The 19,179-nt window shown below is 46.9% G+C and carries 25 protein-coding genes and 1 pseudogene; 8 read left to right on the forward strand and 18 right to left on the reverse strand.

The annotated features are described in order from the left end of the window. Window positions 1-33: 33 nt before the first annotated feature. The 7 genes from ACSW3C_RS10345 to ACSW3C_RS10375 all read right to left on the reverse strand — a co-directional run bounded on the left by ACSW3C_RS10345 (window position 34) and on the right by ACSW3C_RS10375 (window position 5,160). The gene (locus ACSW3C_RS10345) at window positions 34-996 is read right to left on the reverse strand and encodes a 2-hydroxyacid dehydrogenase (RefSeq protein WP_486562463.1); all 963 of its coding nucleotides are present in this window, start codon (window positions 994-996) and stop codon (window positions 34-36) included. 152 nt (window positions 997-1,148) lie between these two features. Then, window positions 1,149-2,159, reverse strand: a complete 1,011-nt coding sequence (gene moaA, locus ACSW3C_RS10350) for a GTP 3',8-cyclase MoaA (RefSeq protein WP_486562464.1) — start codon at window positions 2,157-2,159, stop codon at window positions 1,149-1,151. Beyond that, window positions 2,140-2,733 (reverse strand): molybdenum cofactor guanylyltransferase, encoded by a 594-nt coding sequence (mobA, locus tag ACSW3C_RS10355; RefSeq protein ID WP_486562465.1) that lies wholly within the window; start codon window positions 2,731-2,733, stop codon window positions 2,140-2,142. Before mobA ends, moaA begins: the two co-directional genes overlap by 20 nt. Next, window positions 2,733-2,966 (reverse strand): molybdopterin converting factor subunit 1, encoded by a 234-nt coding sequence (moaD, locus tag ACSW3C_RS10360; protein WP_486562467.1) that lies wholly within the window; start codon window positions 2,964-2,966, stop codon window positions 2,733-2,735. Before moaD ends, mobA begins: the two co-directional genes overlap by 1 nt. A 1-nt stretch (window position 2,967) precedes the next feature. Then, window positions 2,968-3,408 (reverse strand): molybdenum cofactor biosynthesis protein MoaE, encoded by a 441-nt coding sequence (locus ACSW3C_RS10365; protein WP_486562468.1) that lies wholly within the window; start codon window positions 3,406-3,408, stop codon window positions 2,968-2,970. Further along, window positions 3,395-3,907 carry a molybdopterin-guanine dinucleotide biosynthesis protein B gene (mobB, locus tag ACSW3C_RS10370; protein ID WP_486562557.1) on the reverse strand — a complete coding sequence of 171 codons (513 nt, stop codon included), beginning with the start codon at window positions 3,905-3,907 and terminating at the stop codon, window positions 3,395-3,397. Before mobB ends, ACSW3C_RS10365 begins: the two co-directional genes overlap by 14 nt. Next, entirely contained in the window at window positions 3,904-5,160 is a 1,257-nt protein-coding gene (locus ACSW3C_RS10375) for a molybdopterin molybdotransferase MoeA (RefSeq protein ID WP_486562469.1), read from the reverse strand. Before ACSW3C_RS10375 ends, mobB begins: the two co-directional genes overlap by 4 nt. Before the next feature lie 112 nt (window positions 5,161-5,272). Here ACSW3C_RS10375 and moaC point away from each other — a divergent pair, with 112 nt between their 5' ends. Continuing rightward, window positions 5,273-5,767 (forward strand): cyclic pyranopterin monophosphate synthase MoaC, encoded by a 495-nt coding sequence (moaC, locus tag ACSW3C_RS10380; protein ID WP_486562470.1) that lies wholly within the window; start codon window positions 5,273-5,275, stop codon window positions 5,765-5,767. 13 nt (window positions 5,768-5,780) lie between these two features. On the opposite strand, the gene ACSW3C_RS10385 is transcribed toward moaC, so the two are convergent. Both ACSW3C_RS10385 and ACSW3C_RS10390 read right to left on the reverse strand, forming a co-directional pair. Continuing rightward, window positions 5,781-6,293 carry a MogA/MoaB family molybdenum cofactor biosynthesis protein gene (locus tag ACSW3C_RS10385; protein WP_486562471.1) on the reverse strand — a complete coding sequence of 171 codons (513 nt, stop codon included), beginning with the start codon at window positions 6,291-6,293 and terminating at the stop codon, window positions 5,781-5,783. 11 nt (window positions 6,294-6,304) lie between these two features. After that, window positions 6,305-7,324: a ThiF family adenylyltransferase gene (locus ACSW3C_RS10390; protein ID WP_486562472.1), complete on the reverse strand. Its 1,020-nt coding sequence runs from the start codon at window positions 7,322-7,324 to the stop codon at window positions 6,305-6,307. A 403-nt stretch (window positions 7,325-7,727) separates the two neighbouring features. Here ACSW3C_RS10390 and ACSW3C_RS10395 point away from each other — a divergent pair. Then, a pseudogene (locus ACSW3C_RS10395) lies at window positions 7,728-7,866 on the forward strand (IS1595 family transposase); the annotation flags it as partial. A 689-nt stretch (window positions 7,867-8,555) separates the two neighbouring features. Here the strand turns inward: ACSW3C_RS10395 and ACSW3C_RS10400 are convergent. From ACSW3C_RS10400 to ACSW3C_RS10435, 8 genes are all read right to left on the reverse strand, one after another. Beyond that, window positions 8,556-8,966, reverse strand: coding sequence for a hypothetical protein (locus tag ACSW3C_RS10400; RefSeq protein WP_486562473.1), 411 nt, complete (start codon window positions 8,964-8,966; stop codon window positions 8,556-8,558). A gap of 142 nt (window positions 8,967-9,108) precedes the next feature. Then, window positions 9,109-9,636 carry a hemerythrin domain-containing protein gene (locus tag ACSW3C_RS10405; RefSeq protein WP_486562474.1) on the reverse strand — a complete coding sequence of 176 codons (528 nt, stop codon included), beginning with the start codon at window positions 9,634-9,636 and terminating at the stop codon, window positions 9,109-9,111. Between the two features lie 21 nt (window positions 9,637-9,657). Beyond that, the gene (locus ACSW3C_RS10410) at window positions 9,658-10,305 is read right to left on the reverse strand and encodes a response regulator (protein ID WP_238079585.1); all 648 of its coding nucleotides are present in this window, start codon (window positions 10,303-10,305) and stop codon (window positions 9,658-9,660) included. Beyond that, window positions 10,302-11,417, reverse strand: a complete 1,116-nt coding sequence (locus ACSW3C_RS10415) for a sensor histidine kinase (RefSeq protein WP_486562476.1) — start codon at window positions 11,415-11,417, stop codon at window positions 10,302-10,304. Before ACSW3C_RS10415 ends, ACSW3C_RS10410 begins: the two co-directional genes overlap by 4 nt. Then, window positions 11,363-11,824, reverse strand: coding sequence for a GAF domain-containing protein (locus ACSW3C_RS10420; RefSeq protein WP_486562477.1), 462 nt, complete (start codon window positions 11,822-11,824; stop codon window positions 11,363-11,365). The genes ACSW3C_RS10415 and ACSW3C_RS10420 overlap by 55 nt, the downstream gene beginning before the upstream one ends. A gap of 458 nt (window positions 11,825-12,282) precedes the next feature. Beyond that, a complete protein-coding gene (locus tag ACSW3C_RS10425) occupies window positions 12,283-12,561 on the reverse strand; it encodes a hypothetical protein (protein ID WP_486562478.1) in 279 nt (92 codons plus the stop codon). Further along, the gene (locus ACSW3C_RS10430; protein ID WP_486562479.1) at window positions 12,509-12,754 is read right to left on the reverse strand and encodes a hypothetical protein; all 246 of its coding nucleotides are present in this window, start codon (window positions 12,752-12,754) and stop codon (window positions 12,509-12,511) included. Before ACSW3C_RS10430 ends, ACSW3C_RS10425 begins: the two co-directional genes overlap by 53 nt. Before the next feature lie 87 nt (window positions 12,755-12,841). Beyond that, window positions 12,842-13,102: a hypothetical protein gene (locus ACSW3C_RS10435; protein ID WP_486562480.1), complete on the reverse strand. Its 261-nt coding sequence runs from the start codon at window positions 13,100-13,102 to the stop codon at window positions 12,842-12,844. A 47-nt stretch (window positions 13,103-13,149) separates the two neighbouring features. Here ACSW3C_RS10435 and ACSW3C_RS10440 point away from each other — a divergent pair, with 47 nt between their 5' ends. The 6 genes from ACSW3C_RS10440 to ACSW3C_RS10465 all read left to right on the forward strand — a co-directional run bounded on the left by ACSW3C_RS10440 (window position 13,150) and on the right by ACSW3C_RS10465 (window position 18,009). Further along, window positions 13,150-13,818, forward strand: coding sequence for a response regulator transcription factor (locus ACSW3C_RS10440; protein ID WP_486562482.1), 669 nt, complete (start codon window positions 13,150-13,152; stop codon window positions 13,816-13,818). Next, complete coding sequence (locus tag ACSW3C_RS10445; protein WP_486562483.1) at window positions 13,815-15,185, forward strand: sensor histidine kinase; 1,371 nt, start codon at window positions 13,815-13,817, stop codon at window positions 15,183-15,185. Before ACSW3C_RS10440 ends, ACSW3C_RS10445 begins: the two co-directional genes overlap by 4 nt. After that, entirely contained in the window at window positions 15,175-15,522 is a 348-nt protein-coding gene (locus tag ACSW3C_RS10450; RefSeq protein ID WP_486562484.1) for a DUF6176 family protein, read from the forward strand. Before ACSW3C_RS10445 ends, ACSW3C_RS10450 begins: the two co-directional genes overlap by 11 nt. Window positions 15,523-15,649: 127 nt before the next feature. Next, entirely contained in the window at window positions 15,650-16,567 is a 918-nt protein-coding gene (locus ACSW3C_RS10455) for an ABC transporter ATP-binding protein (protein ID WP_486562486.1), read from the forward strand. Then, a complete protein-coding gene (locus tag ACSW3C_RS10460; protein ID WP_486562487.1) occupies window positions 16,564-17,274 on the forward strand; it encodes an ABC transporter permease in 711 nt (236 codons plus the stop codon). The genes ACSW3C_RS10455 and ACSW3C_RS10460 overlap by 4 nt, the downstream gene beginning before the upstream one ends. After that, window positions 17,275-18,009, forward strand: coding sequence for an ABC transporter permease (locus ACSW3C_RS10465; protein ID WP_486562488.1), 735 nt, complete (start codon window positions 17,275-17,277; stop codon window positions 18,007-18,009). Between the two features lie 265 nt (window positions 18,010-18,274). Here ACSW3C_RS10465 and ACSW3C_RS10470 read toward each other — a convergent pair whose 3' ends face one another. Next, complete coding sequence (locus ACSW3C_RS10470; RefSeq protein WP_486562489.1) at window positions 18,275-19,057, reverse strand: GTP pyrophosphokinase; 783 nt, start codon at window positions 19,055-19,057, stop codon at window positions 18,275-18,277. Window positions 19,058-19,179 lie beyond the last annotated feature (122 nt).

A 19,179-nucleotide genomic window follows, 5' to 3' on the forward strand; every position in this document is an offset into this window, starting at 1 on the left:
TCACTTATTCGGCAGGGAATCTCCCAACATCCTTTACACAACCCGATTATCCGGCTCCCGTTCTTCCAACACATCCAGAATGGCTTCGGCATTCATTTGCATCATCGCTTTCCTTGTCTCCACTGTTGCACTGCCGATATGCGGCAAGGCCGTTACACTCGGAAGCGTGAGCAATGGATGATGCTTGGACACCGGTTCTTTTTCCCAGACATCCAGACCAGCGCCCCAAATCGTTTCATTTATTAGCGCTTCATACAGCGCGTCTTCATCGATAATCCCACCGCGCGACATGCTGATCAAGGTCGCCGTCTTTTTCATAAGACCCAGTTCCCGCTGCCCGATCATTCCGGCGGTTTGTTCTGTCAAAGGTGCTAAAACAACGACATGATCGGCCCTCTCTAACAATTGTTCCAGCTCCACGTACTCACAACCGTATGTCTGTTCAACTTCAACTTTCCGGCTCCGGTTATGGTACAGGACACGCATGTTGAATCCGCTGGCACGCCGCATAACCGCTTCCCCGATCCGGCCCATTCCGATAATGCCAAGCGTCTTCCCGCCGACATCCATTCCCGTAAAGCCCATCGGTGTCCAGGATAACCACCCGCCATGGCGCAATTCCCGTTCCGCTCGATTCAGCCTGCGCGCCGTTGCCAGCAGCAAGGCAAACGCCAAATCAGCCGTCGTCTCGGTGAGCACATCCGGCGTATTTGTGACGATAATTCCCTTGTCCTTCGCGGTATTTATATCAATATTATTAAATCCTACCCCCATATTGGCGATGACTTTCAATGGTCCCGCCGCTTCCAGCAGCTCGCGATCAATACGATCTGATACCACTGTCCATAGCGCATCCACTTGTGCAATTTCCTCTTGCAATACGGAACGGCGTACGGCCGATACATCGGAGTCCCACATCCTGACTTCAAACTTCTCCCGAAGCGGAGCTACTATTTCCTCCGGCAACTTTCTTGTAATGAACACACTCGGTCTCATTCCCCTTACCTCCCGATTTCGTTTCATCTATCGTAGCATAATTCAGTCATTGATTAACAAACGAATAAAACCTGCAGATGCATTGCACAATGGTAGACAGGTAAAAGAAAAAACGCTCCACAGTCGCTTCTCCCGGCCGCAGAACGTTTTCCTCACCCACCAATATAGCTCATATCAATCTTCTTCCGGTTTTTCGCTGTCTGTTCCGTCCGCTCATCGGAGTACCTATCGCCGCGCCCCTCCCATACGGAAACAATACGGTCACGAACCTCATCATCCGGCATTCCACTGCGGATCAACTCGCGTAAGTCGAAGCCGCTGGATGCAAATAGGCAGGTGTATAGCTTGCCTTCCGAAGAAAGCCTTGCCCGTGTGCAGGAGTAACAGAATGATTCCGATACAGACGTGATGAAACCGACTTCCGCGCCGTTGTCGAGATAGCGGTAGCGTTTCGCGACTTCGCCGAAATACGCTTCCTCAGCAGGCTCCATCTCGTACTCCGCTTTCAGCATGTCATAGATTTCTTTCTTCGTAACGACCTTCTCAAAGCTCCAGCCGTTGTCGTTGCCGACGTCCATAAATTCAATGAAACGCAACGTAATGCCCCGTTCCTTGAAATAGGAAGCCATCGGCAGGATTTCCTTTTCGTTGATCCCTTTTTGTACGACCATGTTCATTTTGATGTCAAAGCCGATTTCCTTTGCCCGATCGATATTGGAAAGGATGAGATCCGGCTTGATGCCCCGGCCGTTCATTGCTCCGAACAGCTCCGGATCGAGCGCATCCAGACTCATATTCAATCGGCGGAGACCCGCTTCATAGAGTGGCTTGGCGTACTGGGCGAGCAGCACGCCGTTCGTCGTCAGTCCGATATCCTCAATTCCCTCGATATTCGTCAGCCTGGCAATCAAATTGGGAAGATCCCGCCGCATCAATGGCTCGCCGCCCGTCAATCTGAGCTTCTTTACGCCGAGAGAGGCAAAAATGCGTGATAATCGCTCGATCTCTTCAAATGACAGCAGTTCGCTTTTCGGCAAAAAAACATAATCATCACCGAATATCTCTTTTGGCATACAGTACGTACATCTAAAATTGCATCGGTCTGTCACTGAAATCCGTAAATCACGGATCGGACGCCCAAGCTTATCGACGATCGCCTCCATCTGATCCTCTCCTTTCCAACACACCGGGTGTATTCACATTCTCGAAAACCTTTGCAGGGTTGCTTGTCAATGAACAGCCATCCACCCACTGGATGCCGATCTTCTCCTGCACATCCATCACACGTCTCTGTCCGCTCTCCAGCGCTTGCCGCAATTCAGCTTTTGCCGAGACATCCCATACTGAAACGAGCGGATGTTTCTTACCGTCTAAAACGACTGCCGTCACTCCCGATTGATGCCTCTTTAGCAATTCACCGATCACGCCCGGCTCCATGAAGGGCATATCACAAGGCAGCACGATGTATCGGTCAGCTTCCATTGATTCCATGCCAGACAGAATGCCTGCAACTGGACCTTGTCCTGCAATCTCAGCCAAATCCGTCACCGTCTTTATTCCTTCTGGAAACTGCGGCACCAATTCCGGTCTCGTGACAATTAGGCACGCTTCACAAAAAGGAGCCATAGCCTGAAGAGAGTACTTAAAATACGGTACCCCTTCCCACTCCGCAAATGCTTTAGGAGAGCCGAACCGGCTGGACAAGCCGCCCGCAAGGACAATTCCTGCCGTCCGCATCAGCCTCCGCTCACAGGAGGGATGAATGCGCAAACGTCTCCAGATCGGATTAGATCTTCCTTTAATGCATATTCTTCATTTACCGCAACTTGTACGTTGTCTGCACCAAAACCCGGGTATGTGGATTCTGCCCAGTCAAGCAGCTCCGCAACGGTCAGCTCTTCCCGATCCAGCGTCTCCTCGCCTTTCCCGACCACATCTCGCAACCTAGCAAAATATTTTACTGTAATCATTTCACTCCACCCCTTTCGCCGGATATTTTTGCTGCGCACCGATCCACTCTTCGCCATCTTCCCAAATCTCTTTTTTCCAAATCGGAACGACTTCCTTAATGCGGTCAATGGCGTACTCATTGGCCTCATAAGCAGCTTTCCGATGGGGGGATGAAACAGCGATCACGACCGCAATATCGGAAATTTGGAGCTCCCCGATTCGGTGGGCTATCGCAACTCGAACCCCTGGCCATCTTTCCTCCATCTCTGCCCCAATTTCCGTCATTTTCTTCTCCGCCATCGGAACATAAGCTTCGTATGATAAATACAGCGTCCTAACTCCATGTGTCCATTCCCGCACATTGCCTGTGAAAACGGTCACTGCCCCAGCAGCCGGGTGCAGGACGTAATCCATATATTTTTTTACATCGATCGGTTCCTCAACAATTTCAAACGGTTTCATCTGTACGCCCCCCTGCTATCCATTTGGCAAACCATTCATCGATTTCCCGTTCATTCTCCCGCGAATCAATATGCACGCATTCCGTTTCGATATCGGGACATCCAATCACAAGCTGTTTCCCTTCTATATCTCGCAGGGACTCCCAATCTTCCTCGTTTCGAAGGAGAATCACTTTTTCTCCTTTTTCCCCTTTATACCCTTCTATGAATAAGATGTCAGGCTTACCTTGGGAAACGATCGTTTTCAGCTGGTTAAAATCAGGTTCTTCATTCCAGATGAATTGAACCGAACCTCCCCCCGCGACGAGGGTCGCATCTGCGCCGTTTGTTAAAAATGTACCGGTATCCGTTCCTTCATCAGGCATCACGGGCTTGCCGCCATGGCCATGGTGTTTCAGTACGGCGACCGAGACTCCCTGTTCCTTGAGCAAGCGCACCCATCTTGAAATGAGTGTCGTTTTCCCGCTGTTTTTATAGCCGACGACATGCAATGTTTTCATAATGTCCACTCGCTGACGCCTTGCTCGCTTCCTAGAAGGAGGATATCCACTTCGTCACCTGACTCATAACCACGTGTCCCGCTCGGCAGCACAATCAGGCAATTCCCTCGGGCGATCGAAGAGACCGCATTGGATTTATTAAAACCTGCCGGCGAAGCGATGATTCCATCGGAAGTGAATTCCCAAATCGCCCGGATGAATCGTGTGAACGGATTGGGCTTCGTAAAATCCGCTCCAAGCCGTGCTCGCATCCTTGGCATATAGGGTGCATGGCCGCCCATCATGCCGAGAATGGCCGGGCGGGCAAAAAGTTCAAATCCTGTAAAGCAAGCAGAGGGATTACCGGACAGCCCAAACAGCAGCTTCTCCCCTAAAACTGCTACCGTCGTGACGCTGCCTGGACGCATTGCTACTTTATTGAACAACACTTTTGCGCCGAGCCGCTCATAAATAGCTGGCAAATAATCATAATCGCCGACCGAAACGCCGCCTGTCGTCAATAGAAGATCCGTCTCCTCAATCGCCTTGGCTACAAGTTCTGTGCAGGCATCTAGATCATCTGCCATCATGCCGTACGAACGGTATGCGATCCCCATGCGCTCCAGCTGGGCGCGAATCATTGGTCCGTTCGAGTTGCGAATTTTTCCGGGCACGAGTTCATCCGCCACATCGAGCAGCTCTGTTCCTGTTGACAGTACACCTGCGACTGGTTTTTTCGCCACTTCCACTTGGGCGTAACCGAATGTCGCGAGCAGCGCAATTGTTCCCGGATGAATGAGGGCACCTGCTTCCACCAGCCGTTCTCCCGCTTTGGCATCTTCCCCTCTAAAGGAAATGTTCTCGCCGGGTTCAAATGGTTTGCGCAGCGTAAAACCGGCTTCTCCTTCCACTGTCTGCTCCAGCATGACGATTGCGTCTGCTCCTTCCGGCAGCTGAGCTCCCGTCATGATCCGATATGCTTCCTTTTCACCAATCGGCTTGTCGCCCACATACCCCGCGCCAATTTCGCCAATCACCCGGAAAGATTTCCGGTTATCGCCGGATGCTCCTTCGGAATCGATCGAACGAATGGCAAAACCGTCATAAGGCGATCGGTCAAAAGGCGGTACATCGTGCTTTGCCACAATCGGCTCGGCCAGTATTCTGCCATACGCCTGATCAAGTACTATCTTCTCCGTCCCAAGCGATGCAACATGTTTCATGACAAGACGGACTGCTTCGGAAACCGGAATCGGCTTTCTCATTTCCACCATGCAAACCCGCTCCCCTCTTCTGTTATACTTATACAATAAACTAGTTATCCTTGAGTTCGTAAAATTCGAACTCTCTTATACTAACAGTACTATGACGGAAGGAATGAATCCATTGTCTGAACTCACGCATTTCAATGAGCAAGGCCGCGCCAAGATGGTCGACGTCTCCGACAAATCCATTACGACACGATCTGCCGTTGCAACTTCGTCCATCGTCGTCAATGAAACGATCCACTCTCAAATTACCGAGGGGACGAATAAAAAGGGCGACGTCTTCGCCGTAGCGCAAGTTGCTGCCATTATGGCCGCCAAAAATACATCCTCCATCATTCCAATGTGCCATCCTCTCGCTTTGACAGGAGTCGATGTCCGTTTTAGCTGGAATATTGACGAGACGGCCCGTCACTACGAGGTTCGAATTGAAGCGGAAGTCAAAACAAAAGGCGTGACCGGTGTCGAAATGGAAGCCCTCACTGCCGCCTCGGCTGCAGCCCTCACCATTTACGATATGTGCAAAGCAGCCGGCAAGGACATGATTATCGGGCCGACGATGCTGCTATCCAAAACAGGCGGTAAAAATGGCGATTACACACGGCAACCCGTTTGAAATGAGTCGCTGATTACAACCGGTGCTTCGTCAACTCATAAACGATGTGATGGAGCTCCGGCACAATCAATTTTTCCATCGCAAGTTTTACAGCCTTGGACGAGCCGGGCAACGCGAAAAGCGCCTTTTCTCCAATCCCGCCAGCTGTAGCGCGGCTTAACATCGCTTTCGACCCGACATCCTCTGTATAGCTCAAAAAGCGGAAGAGCTCTCCAAAGCCATCGATCGGCTTCGTGAAATAGGGTGTCACAGTTTCAATCGTCACATCCCGCAAACCGATCCCCGTTCCGCCGGTGATCAATATAGCCTCGACGCGCCCGTCCTGCAGCCATTGGTTCACGACCGATTCAATCGATTCCCGTTCATCCGAACAGATTTGCCGTACGTGAATGAGATGGCCTGCTGCTCTCGCTAGCTCTTCTATTACATCACCGCTTTTATCATTTGCTGCGGTACGCGTATCACTGACAGTTAAGATACCTACGCCTATCGGCTTTCGTTTATCTGTTGGCAGCACTTCCGACAACTTCCTTCCCCCTATCCGAACAATTGATGGTATATCTGACGGCCTTTATTCAAATCCCGCAGCCCATGAATCAGCAGGCGGCCGTTTTGAAAGAGGACGCAGCGATAGCCGTCCACATGAAATTCGATGAAAAAGGGTGTCCGCTTATAGTCGCTCCCGATCCGCTTCGCAACGTTCTCTCCATCGTCCATTGTTAGCGCACGGCCGCTGTCTGGGCTAATTTGCACTGTTTCACGGCCACAAAGAACAGCATAATTCGTCCCTTCCGGCTTATGTAAAGACGGGTATGTCGGCATCTCGCCGCATGTCTCGCAAGTTGGACGGCGGAGGCGTGAAATACCTGCTTCCACCTGCGTATTATTCCACATATCAAAGTGATGCAGCTTCGTCATCATGGCGTCTTCATTTTCTGTCAGCCACTTTAATGCCTCCGCAGTCTGCCGTGCCGCCACCAGTTGAACAGCCGGTGCGATAATCCCCGCTGTATCGCATGTTTCATTGACGGATGGCAGAACAGGCAGCAGGCATCTGAAACAGGCGGTTCTTCCCGGGATGAACGGAAATACCGTCCCCGAACTGCCGACGCAGGCGCCGTGTATCCATGGGATGCCCTTCTTCCAAGCCGCGTCATTGATTAGCAAACGTGTTTCAAAATTGTCCGTCGCATCCATAATCAAATCGGCATCGGCAACCAATTCCTCCAACAATGGACCGTCCACATGGTCCAGCACAATCCGGATATCGCTATCCCGCCGTATGTCTTTCAGCCGGCGCTCTGCGGCAACCACTTTGGGCGTCCCTTCATCCGCATCCTGTTCGATAAACAATTGCTGGCGCTGCAAATTCGACCGTTCCACATAATCACGATCCGCAATCGTCAATTTCCCGATGCCCGCTCGGACCAGCATTTCCGCAATCGGGGAACCGAGCGCACCGCAGCCGATGATGACGACATGAGCCGAGCTAATCCGTTCTTGTCCCATTTCCCCGATCGGCTTGAAAAGCATTTGTCTCGAATACCTGCTGTCCATCCCCACACCCCTTTCCGACAAATAAACCGAGAGCTTCCAATCGGTATGATTGGATGCCCTCGGAACGGATCGAAGCCATATTGACAATCGGCATGAGGATAACTTTTCCAAGTCGCCCTCCACCTCATGAATTGCCAGCATTTCTAAATTGCCTTCCCCGTTCTGCTTTTTATTATATATATCTATCACTAACTGACGATTCTATCTCTTTCAGTATACCGTGCCTGCAGCAGAAATGCAGGGGTTCTTTTTTGACGCCATTAATAAAAGGTTGATGCAATGGGGGTTAAGGAGGTGTTTGAGTATGTTGAAAGATGTGTATGAAGAGGTCAGTGAATTAACAAAATCAGGGGAAATAGCGTTATTTGAAACGATGAAACAAGAAGATGGAAAGTTACAATGAGTAGGATCTTATTATCTGGATAACTACCTCTTGGTTCCGTCGTCTTGAATTAGGAAAGAATTTAGCATTTGATAAGAAAGTTAAAAAAATGCTTATTTCAGCGTTTCAAAAATCAAATTATACTACTGGTGAGATATGAAGAAAGTCAAAATAAAAGACCTCAATAGAAAGAGGTCTTAGAGCGTAGACAAAAGCATATTAATTTGTTGTGGCGTATAAAAATAATATACAACCGCTACTTACATTTAGATTCCTAGTAAATTTGATTTCCGCTTCTGGCGGTCGCTTTCCGGGGCAGGCGGTGAGCCAATCGAACAACGAAGAGTTCGATTTGCCGTATTTCTGCGTTCTTTGCAGAAATTAAGGCATCCTCTACCTGTTGTTTCGCGATTCAAGCTTGCTTCAAACGCTCTGCTTTTTGTCGCAAATGCCGTTCCTTGTTACGGCTTTTCCTGTGGGGTCTCACCTGTCCCGCTCATCCCCCAGGAGTCGACGCCTTCCGCTCCAATCAACGGATGTTCTGCTAACAAGTTATGTTAGTAATAATAAAAATGATGAACCTTGTATATAGGGAGTTAAAAGAAATTTCATATTTACTTAAACATAAAGAAATTATATCAAAGGCAGGGAGCGCAACGTAGACTCCTATGGGAATAGCTTGAGCTGAAGACCCCGCAGGAACGAAGTGACGAGGAGGCTGAAGCCAAGCCCATGGAAAGCGAAGTTGCGCTCCCTGCCGGTTGGTTTATGCATTTCTATTCATCTCGAAGTGACTTTGTCTACAGTCTGAGACCTAAATAGAAAGAGGTCTAATTAGTATTAAAGCCTTTATTCTTCCTCAATGTCTAATTGTTTGTAATAGTTATCTACAATTGGGTGAATATCTGGATTTGTATCGTAATATGTATTGTCAATGTGATTTAGAGTAAACGTAAATTCTTTTTCTCCATCAAAAAGAGTAATACCATATAGCCAGCCGACACGCTCTTCTTGATTATCTTGTGGGGTAAATTCAATTGCTTTAATAAGAGATAGAAATTCACCGATATCTTCCTGCTTAGTTATCGTTTTAGAAGCACCAGTTGAACCATCTTGAATGATAACTTTATCTACCTTTTCAATTTTTGCATCTTTATAAAACTCTTCTAATGATTGCGTTTTTCCATTCGTATCTACAGTAGTACAGGCAGAAAGTAATAATAGGCTTACCAATAATATCAGGAAGAAATTTTTTTTCAAATAACCACCACCAAGTTTATTCTCCAATTAATTAGGTGTATTAATATACAAGTAGATACATTTTTGCAGGAATTAAAGATTAATTATAAATCAATAACAACAGTCTTTGAGAAGACAGCCAAACAAAAGAAGTCCGATGATATTAAATAATAGATGTATATACATCATTAAACAGCTGTTGCTGTTCCGGAGAACGCAGGCTAGTAAGAACCTTTGGAAATAGGAGCGTTTCCTCTTTGTTAAAATGGGCCGTCATCATATCAAACAGTTCACCTGCATCCTTGGCAATTGCTTTTAATTCCACCAAAGACATATTATTAATATCTTCATAGGAATACCGCAGTAAATATTCGATAACCGCAAAGATCCTTGTATGCTCTTCCTTCACCTTTTTGATGGAGAATAAATCTCGCTCGGTTTCCGCGTTTTTTACAAGCAAAGGGTAAAGAAACTCTTCCTCTTTCTCTGTATGGTTTCTGAAGGGTCCGATAAACTCCTTGATCTGTCTGCGCAGTGACTGACATACTTCCCTGCCCTCTGCTTGCGTATATCTATCCCCCCGGAAGCCCAAAACAGCGGTATGCCAACTTCCCATCAGTTTCGACAAAAAATTATGTTCATTTTTAAGCACATCGATTGCCGGCAATTCATCGTCATAGGTCGATTTCATAACGTGTGAGGACCTCCTTTTTCAGAAGTTCAGAAATTTCTTTTTCAACGCATATTCGACTAGCTCCGGACGGCTTTTCAAATTCAGCTTTTCCATCATCTTCGACTTGTGTGCTTCTACTGTTTTTACCGAGATAAATAGCTTTTCCGCAATTTCTTTATTCCCATATCCTTTAGCGACGAGGGGCAGAATTTCGATTTCCCGTCTTGAAAGGATTTTATAAGGATCGGTTTCTTCCTCCTGGTAATCCTTCTGGACAAACTGCCGGACGAGCGATGTCGCCATGGAGGGATGGATATATGTACCGCCGTCATGTACAGTCCGGATTGCCGTGAGCAGCTCTTCATCGGGCGAATTCTTCAGTACATAACCGGACGCCCCATTTTTTAACACATGAAATAAATACTCTTCATCATCATACATTGTCAAAATGATTATTTTCGTTTCAGGGAAGTCTTCCTTGATTTTCCCGGTGGCAATCAACCCGCTTTCTCCTGGCGGCATGCTTAAATCCATCAGCAGGATATCCGGGTGATGCTTGGCCACCATTTCATACGCTTCCAGGCCATCCGCGGCCGTAGCCACCACTTCCATATCCTCCTGGAAATTTAGAATATACATGAATCCGCTTCGCACTACCGCGTGATCGTCAGCTATGACAATTTTCAAGCGTCCTCCCTCCTCTTCACAGGCACCCGCAAGCGGATGGACGTCCCTTTTCCGATCACCGATTCCACTGTCAAGTCGCCATCCACCAGTTCCGCGCGTTCCTTCATTCCAAACAGACCAAGACCCGTTCCTTTCGGTTCGATTTCATGTAAATCAAACCCTTTGCCCTCATCCTTCACAACCAATTGGAGTGTCTCATCCTTTTCGTCAAGCTCGACGGTGATTTCCTCTACATCGGCATATTTCAGTGCATTGAATACGGCTTCCTGACAGACCCGGTAGAAGACGGTTTCCACTTCTCCCCCGTAACGTTCCAATTCCAGGCCAGTATCAAAATGAATCGCCAATCCATAATTCTTTTCGATCCATTTGAAATGCGTCCGGAACGCTGCCTTCAAGCCGAGATCATCGAGCGTGGCAGGGCGGAGCTCAACGGACAAATGCCGGATATCATCCAACAACCTCATCAGCGAGCCTTCTGTCTGTTGTAATTTCTTCAATGCCTCTTCACTGATGTTCATATATTTCAGCACACGCAAATCGACGAGTGAACTAAGCATCTCCTGCGCCACACTATCATGCAGTTCACGGGAAATCCGTTTCCGTTCATTCTCCTGCGCTTTAATGACACGCTTCATCATCCGCTTCTGGTTCAGTTCCTCCTGCGTTTGGAACTGGTGTGTCATATCCCGAAGCAAAAACGCCCGGATGCCACTCTCCTGATCTATCGTTTGAATGCTCGCGGAATACGGGATGACACCCTTCCCTTTCGTGTCAAAATACACTTGAAACGAGCTGATATCTTCATCCGGCTTGGACATATAGCAAGAAGCACACGTTTGCAATTCATCAGAACTCATATACCCTTTGCACGTTTGGCAGATCGCCCCCGACTGGCCAGCCATCAATTGACGGTACACATCCTCCTCCAAAATATCCGCTGCCGCGTCATTCATCCCCAGCACATTGCCGTCCCGGTCGAAAAAAAAGATCGCTTCGGCCGAGTTGCCATACAGCTTCATCAACAGCTCAGACAACTGCATTCCACTGATTCCATTCATTCGCACACCATCTCCTTGCTGTAAAACGGACCAAATTGCGGACCCATCCATTCCTGGAACTCCTGAAAAACATCGGCCTTCAGTCTACCGTCTGTCCGGTATCCCACTAACAGCACACCTCTCACCCGGTTGTACTTATAAAGCGGGATGGCGCCAAAACTCATGAGTCCCTCCGCCACAACGATCGGATAATTATATAGATCCTCCCCGCCAAGTTCCTCATTTGCACTCGAAATGAACATCGGCTTTCCCGTCTTAAAGACGAGCCCCGCAATCCCTTTCCCCGACTGCAAAATGAGCCGCTGATGCCGGTCACTCTGGTTCCCCGTCACATATTTCCAACGTAATTCGAACCGCCGATCCGCTGATTGAACGAACGCCACTCCCACATAATCGAAATCAAATTCCTTCTGAATCCCTTCGATTTCCTGCTGGACATTAAATAGTTCCTCTTTCATGGCTACGACTCCCTAATGGAAAATGAGCGAAGCGCCTTTTTTCCATATAATTAGATATGCTTTCTTTCAAGAATATAATCCGGTTCTGCACAATTCAACGGGAACTCCACCGACTTGCTCATTTCCAGTAATGTTGTACTATTTCTTTACTAAAATATCACATTATTCTTAATTAATCATATAAGTAAACTGCAAAACGCAAGTCAAGGGAATACTCTCTTCTCGATTATAAAGACAATTCTTCTACTATTGACCATCATACGGCAAAAATCTCTTTGAACCTATAAGGGAACACCCTATTTCAAAAGGTACTTACGTCCTGACAGGATGATATGTTTTCATTAAATGTTCGACTGTGGCGTTAGTCTTTTTGGAAACCGTTAAGTATGTTTGTTGCTTTGTGATTGCTGCGACCGCTGCATGACAGTGACTGTTGCATTTCGCAACCGCTCGTATACTTACTGTAACCGCTCGTATCTTGTGTCGAACCACTCGTATATTCCAGGAACCGCTCGTATATTTTGGCAACCGCTCGTATCTTGTATTGAACCACTCGTATATCGCGGGAAGCGCTCGATTATTGTGCCGAACCGCTCGTATATTTCCAAGTGCATCTCATGTTTTATTTCTGCCTGCCATTCCTTTCTTCTTTTATTGCCAAAAGCATTTCGGACGACAGCTGCGTCACCGTAACTGCTCGTATGTTTGTTGTACAACCGGTCTTGTTTTATTGCCAAATGTATTTCCGTGACTCCTGCATAACAGCAACAGCTCGTATACTTGCTGTAACCTCTCGTATCTTGTGTCGAACCACTCGTATATTCCAGGAACCGCTCGTATAATTTGGCAAACGCTCGTATCTTGTATTGAACCACTCGTATATTGCGGGAAGCGCTCGATTATTGTGCCGAACCGCTCGTATTTTTTCAAGTGCTCCTCATGTTTTATTTCTGTCTTCCATTCCTTTCTTTTTTTATCGCCAAAAGCATTTCGGCGACAGCTGCGTCACACCATCCTTCACCTCAAGATCACAATTGCTATGTAGACAAGAAGCGCTCCAGTAATCAAAACACCGGTCGCTTTCCAGCTCATTTCCCGAAGACCCCGGCTCCCTTGATCAAGACTGTCTTTTACATTTCCGACGGGCTTCCCTTCCCTCTCCTTGTGAACGAGATTCTCATTTTCCTCCGTCTTGTTTTTCTTCAACTCCATCAGCTCCCTTGCAGTTCCTTTCGTCTTAAACCGTCCAACTCCTTTTTTCCATGATTTACATTTCACCAATCTATCAGCTAGGATAGAGCTATATCAGATTGCGGGGGAACGATATGCGAACCATTATATATATAGAGGATGATCGAGAGATTGGGAGATTTGTAAAGGATGATTTGGAGTCACGCGGGTTTTCGGTTCGGTGGCTGCTGTCAGGCGAAGGGGCGGATGAGGTTCTCGCAGAGGCGGATCTTGTCGTTTTAGATGTAATGCTGCCGGGTTTGGACGGCTTTACGATTGGGCAGCGATTAAAGCGGAAGCAAGGGGATATTCCGATTTTAATGTTGTCTGCGCGTACTGCAGTAGATGATAAATTGGCCGGACTTCAATTCGCCGACGATTATTTGACTAAGCCTTTTCATCCCGATGAGCTGGCAGCGCGGATTGATGTGTTGTTGCGGAGGTCTGGACGGGATTCTATTGAAGAAATAACTTTAGGGCATTTGCGAGTTAATTTAAAGGAGAACCGGATTGAGACGACGGCAGGTGATGAAATATTATTGACTGCCAAGCAGCATCAGATTTTTACCTATCTCCTGCGACACCCGAACCAAATACTGACGAAAGAGCAATTATACGAGGGCATTTGGCAGGAGCCCTATCTAGAGGGGGATAAAACACTCCAAGTCCATATCCGTTATTTACGGGAAAAAATCGAAAAAGATCCGAGCCAGCCAACGATCATTGAAACGATCCGGGGCATCGGATATCGGGTGAAGCAATGAAACGGCTGAGACGTTCGTTATTGGTCCAGTATGTCCTGATTATTTTATTTGCGACGATGATTTTGCCCGTCTCCATGGTCGGATTATCCATTGTTTTTTACAATACGCTGTACAAGGAAGAGTCCGTCGATCGTTTATATAACGGAACAGATCTTGAGGAAATGTGGCACCGTACGGCGAAAGGACTTGAACAGGCAACTGAAAAAGAGATCCGGGTCAAATTTCACCAACTGAACGAAGTCTACACAGATGCGAATCTATATTGGGTCGATGCACAAGGGATGACACGCGTGATGTTCCCTGCGAATCTTTCAGTACGGCAACAATGGAGTGCAACGGACGCCATTCAATTCATGAAAGATCATAGAGGACTGACGACCGACCCATTCACCACAGTCGCTTTCCTTGGAGATCAAGGGACAAACGGTTTTATCGTCTTCCAATTGCCCCGGGCTGATATGCAAAGCCCAAGTGATAAATTAAGAGAACAATACAATTTTCTCTTTCCAATTGCGTTGCTAACTGTTTTTATCGTCTTCATTCTCATTTCCACTTTGTTCTTCTACCGTATCCGCAAACGACTTCTTCATTTGCAAGAAGCGATGGTCATTTCGGATCAAAGCGGGATACCTTCCCCCGTAGCTGTCTCACGCGAGGATGAAATCGGACAGCTGGAATTGTCCTTCAACCGGATGGTTCAAGAAGTAGAGGAAGGTCGGCATCGCCAACTAGAGGAAGAGGAATTACGAAAAGAATTGATTGCCAACTTATCGCACGACCTGCGGACACCGCTGACAACCATCCGCGGTCACGCCTATCGGCTGCAACAAGAACAGTTGAGTGAACAGGGAACGGAATCGGTGAAATTACTTGATGAAAAAATTAAGTACATGGACGGGCTCATCGACAATCTTGTCTCCTATACGCTTTTGACGACTGGCAAGTACCCGTTCCATCCGGAACAAATTGATATCGTCCGGCTCGTCCGTACCTCATTCGCCGCGTGGTATCCAGTTTTCGAGAATTTGCAGTTCACGATGGAATTGGATATACCCGACCGGCAAGTTTTCTGGGAGGCAGACCCTCAATGGTTCAGCCGAATTCTCGATAACTTGCTGCAAAATATTCATAGGCATGCAGTGGATGGCCGCTTTATTGCCATTCGAATTCAAGAAGAAACACTGATTATCGAAGATCATGGTCCCGGAATGAAATCCAAGTCGCCTTCTCAAGGAGTCGGCATTGGGCTTTCGATCGTTTCCTTGATGATAAAGGAAATGAACTTGGAATGGGATATCCAAACAACTACGCATGGAACAACAATGACAATCCGTCAGAGACAAAGGAGCAATAATCATGAACATTGAACTAACTAGATATCGAGTAAAAGAAGGAAAATCAGAGCGTGTGGATGAATGGCTGGCGTTTCTAAATGACAATATGGATGAGGTACTTGTTACGTTGGAAGGTGAAAAGATGTACGTGGAAACGATTTTTCGCGAGACGTTGAACGGAGAAGAATATCTATATTGGTATTCCGTACGTGGTGAGGGTGGCCAAGACGTGGAAGAATCAGAGCATTGGATTGACAAACAGCACCTCGCCTATTGGGATGAATGCATTGACGCTTCCTTTGGATCAAAAGATTTAACTACCGAAGTGGTTATGATACCGAAGAAAATCAGAAGTCACATGGAAGAATAATGAAAGTCCTTACGCCGGCTACACTTCAACACAAGTGTAGCCGGTTTTATTTTTTAAACGAAATTTAAACTTCCTCGCCTCTTTGATTTAACCTTCCCCCGGTAAGCTGGATAGTGAGGTGATACACATGAGTGAATTCATTATTGAAACGAAAAATTTAACAAAGAAGTTTGGAACAACACGTGTCGTGAATCATGTGGACTTGAAAGTGAAAAAGGGGGAAATCTACGGTTTTTTGGGACCGAACGGTGCAGGAAAAACGACAACGATCCGCATGCTGTTAGGACTCGCCCGCCCCTCAAAGGGATCGATTCACATGTTCGGAAAGGATATTCGCAAGGAAAAACTGGCTATCCTTCGAAAAGTCGGTTCTCTCGTGGAGTACCCTTCCTATTATGGACATTTGACGGCCCGTGAAAATTTAGAAGCGGTCCGCGTGCTGCTGGAAGTACCAAAATCACGGATTGATGAAGTCCTTTCCATTGTCCGGCTGACAAAAGACGCAAAACGCCCCGTCAAAGGCTTTTCTTTAGGCATGAAGCAGCGTCTTGGCATCGCAACCGCCCTGCTCGGCAATCCGGAACTGCTCATTCTGGATGAACCGACGAACGGCCTGGACCCGTCCGGTATTTTGGAAATGCGCGAGTTGATCAAAAGCATGCCAAAGGAACACGGCATCACGATTGTCGTGTCCAGTCACTTGCTGTCGGAAATCGATCAGATGGCGACTCAAGTCGGCATCATTACAAAAGGCCGCATTATTTTTCAGGACTCCATCCAAAAACTGCGGGAGCAGGCTTCCAGCAGCATCAAATTGACTGTGAATGATGTGGAAGCTGCGTGGAAAACGCTGTTATCGAACGGTTTTACGACTGACTTGGTCCAAAATAACATAACTATTGATCGCGGGACGGATGATCAGGTGGCGGCCATTGTGAAATCTCTTGTGGAGCATGATTTCTCGATTTATCGGGTGGAAGAACAAAAGAAATCATTGGAGGAAATCTTCCTTGAGCTGACTGGCAAGGAGGGCGGTCTTCTATGACACGAATTATGCTCTCTGAATTTATTAAAATCAAACGGAAGCTTATTCTCTTCCTTGTTGTACTTGGACCTCTTGGCGTTGTTGGTCTTGAGGCCGTCAATTTTGGACTCCGGTATGACTGGCTGACCAGCCAATATCAAGACGATTTATGGGGAGGACTCATCGGAGAAGTGACGATGCTTTCCGTACCTACTATTCTGATTGGGCTAACCATTCTCACATCCATGATCGCAAACATAGAGCACCAGACGAATGCATGGAAACAGCTCCTCTCCCTGCCGGTTTCTAAAATGAAGGTATTTGCAGGGAAAGCGCTGCTGTCATTTGTACTACTATTCATGTCTTGCATATTGCTGGTCGTCGGAACCATCATTTTAGGCATTGCTCTCAATTTTGGGGCAGATATTCCGATTCTGTATTTACTTAAAATGTGTTTCTTTCCGTTCCTTGCTGCCATGCCTTTTTTAGCGCTTCAAACATGGCTCGCTATCTCCATGAAGAATCAGGCGATTCCTTTAACGACAGGCATTTTAGGCACAATTGTCTCGATGTATGCGACAGGTTTCCCTGATTGGATGCCATTGAAATGGCCTTGGCTCGTTAATGAATGGGAGGAACCAGTTTACTCCGTCCTATTCGGTATTATCACAGGACTCGGCATTTATTTGCTCAGTCTCATCGATTTTTCACGAAGGGATGTGAAATGAATGGCAGCTTTATTTGCATCCGAGTTTTATAAACTTCGAAAGTCGTCGATCTGGCTATTAATTTTTGTCAGTCCGCTGCTTTCATTTTTTATCGGCCTCTTGGAGTTCAATGAAGTGCCCCAATTTGAAGGAATGCAATGGGTTACGACACTGGGCATGATGACTGTCGGTCACGCGATTCTTTTCCTTCCCCTTTTGACTGGTGTTTTTGCCAGCTTCGTCTGCCGATATGAACATGCGGGCGGCGGCTGGAAGCAACTCCTTACACTGCCGGTTCGACGCGGGAGTGTCTATGTCGTGAAAATGATGTTAGTCGCCCTACTGATTGGCCTGACCCAGTTGCTGTTTGTTGTAGCATTGCTCGTCATTGGGTGGATAAAAGGATTTCCAACGGATATCCCATGGGATGTTATCGGTTCAAGTATCTTCGGCGGATGGCTGGCATGTATGCCATTGCTCGCACTGCAACTATTTGTATCCGTTGCCTGGTCAAGCTTTGCAGCTCCGCTTGCCATTAATGTTATCTTTACGATTCCAAACATGCTGATCGTCAATTCAGAGCGGTTCGGGCCTTACTATCCGTGGGCGCAGCCTTTCCTATTGATGATGCCCGATTCAAGCGAAAGCTTCGGTGCTTTGAATACATCAGCGGAAACGTTATTTATCGTTATTATTGGCAGCTTCGCCGTCTTTTTCTTGGCAGGATTGCTTTATTTTAAGAGGAAGGAAATTTAGGGATACAATTTGAGGGGGACTGGTCGCTTATTCGGTGCTCTGAGTAGATTCGCGCGATAGTGTTTTGGCGCAGAAGCATGAGGATTTGGCGCACGAGCACTGTAATTTGGCGTAACTCCTTGGTATTTGGCAGGCAGCCCGTTTTATTTCGCGCAAAATCTTAGGATTTGGCGACTAGGAAGGTTTATTTGGCGGTTATTCTCGTATTTTGGCATATATGACGTCCATGAATAAAGGGTGGAATCGACTGGATTCCACCCTTTTCTTATTTACTCGTTACTGGCAGTTCCGATAGTTGATTCGGCACTCCAAGCGAGGACTCGAAGATATCCTTGAACAGCAATTCAATAATTGGCTGCGGCACATCTAATGTATCTTCAAAAATGGCCTCTTCGTTGTTCTTCTTTTTGATCATCACGACTTCTTTATTAATATTCTCCATCTTGGCGTCTAATGCGGAGGCGGCCAGGGCCGCTTCTTTCAAATCATTTTTGATCCGCTGAGGTATATCCTTATCATATTTATAGAATATCCGGTGTTCCAAACTGGCCCAGAAGTCCATGGCAATTGTCCGGATTTGCAGTTCCACAAACACGTCTTCGACCCGGTCTGACATGAATACAGGGATTTTGACGATCAGATGTAGGCTTTGATACCCGTTCGGCTTAGGATTCGTAATATAATCCTTCACCTCAACCATTTCTACGTCTTTCTGGTTCCCGATCATTTCACTAATTTTGAAGACATCGGATACAAAAGGACAGGTGATCCGGATTCCGGCAATGTCTTTAATGTTATCTTTGATGGCCGCTAATGAAAACTTAATTCCTTTCCGGTGCACCTTTTTCAATATGCTTTCCGGTGATTTCAAGCGGGAGCTGCAGTGTTCAATGGGATTGTAATCATGAATATGAAGAAACTCTTCCTTCAATATATTGATTTTCGTATTCATTTCGTCCAGCGCAAATTTATAAACCATGGAGAAGCGCTTTAACTCACTGCCTACATTGCGCAAGCCGACCATGTACTGTTTTGTTAGTTCATCCATGTTGTTTCAATCTCCCTACAAAAGCTAAATTGGCATTTTTTGATTCATATTATTAGGAACGCCTAGGTCCTATGAAATGTTTCCATTCAAATATTCTCCATCTTACCCATGAGAGAAAAAAA

This window comes from Sporosarcina sp. AD_1, from assembly GCF_057373025.1.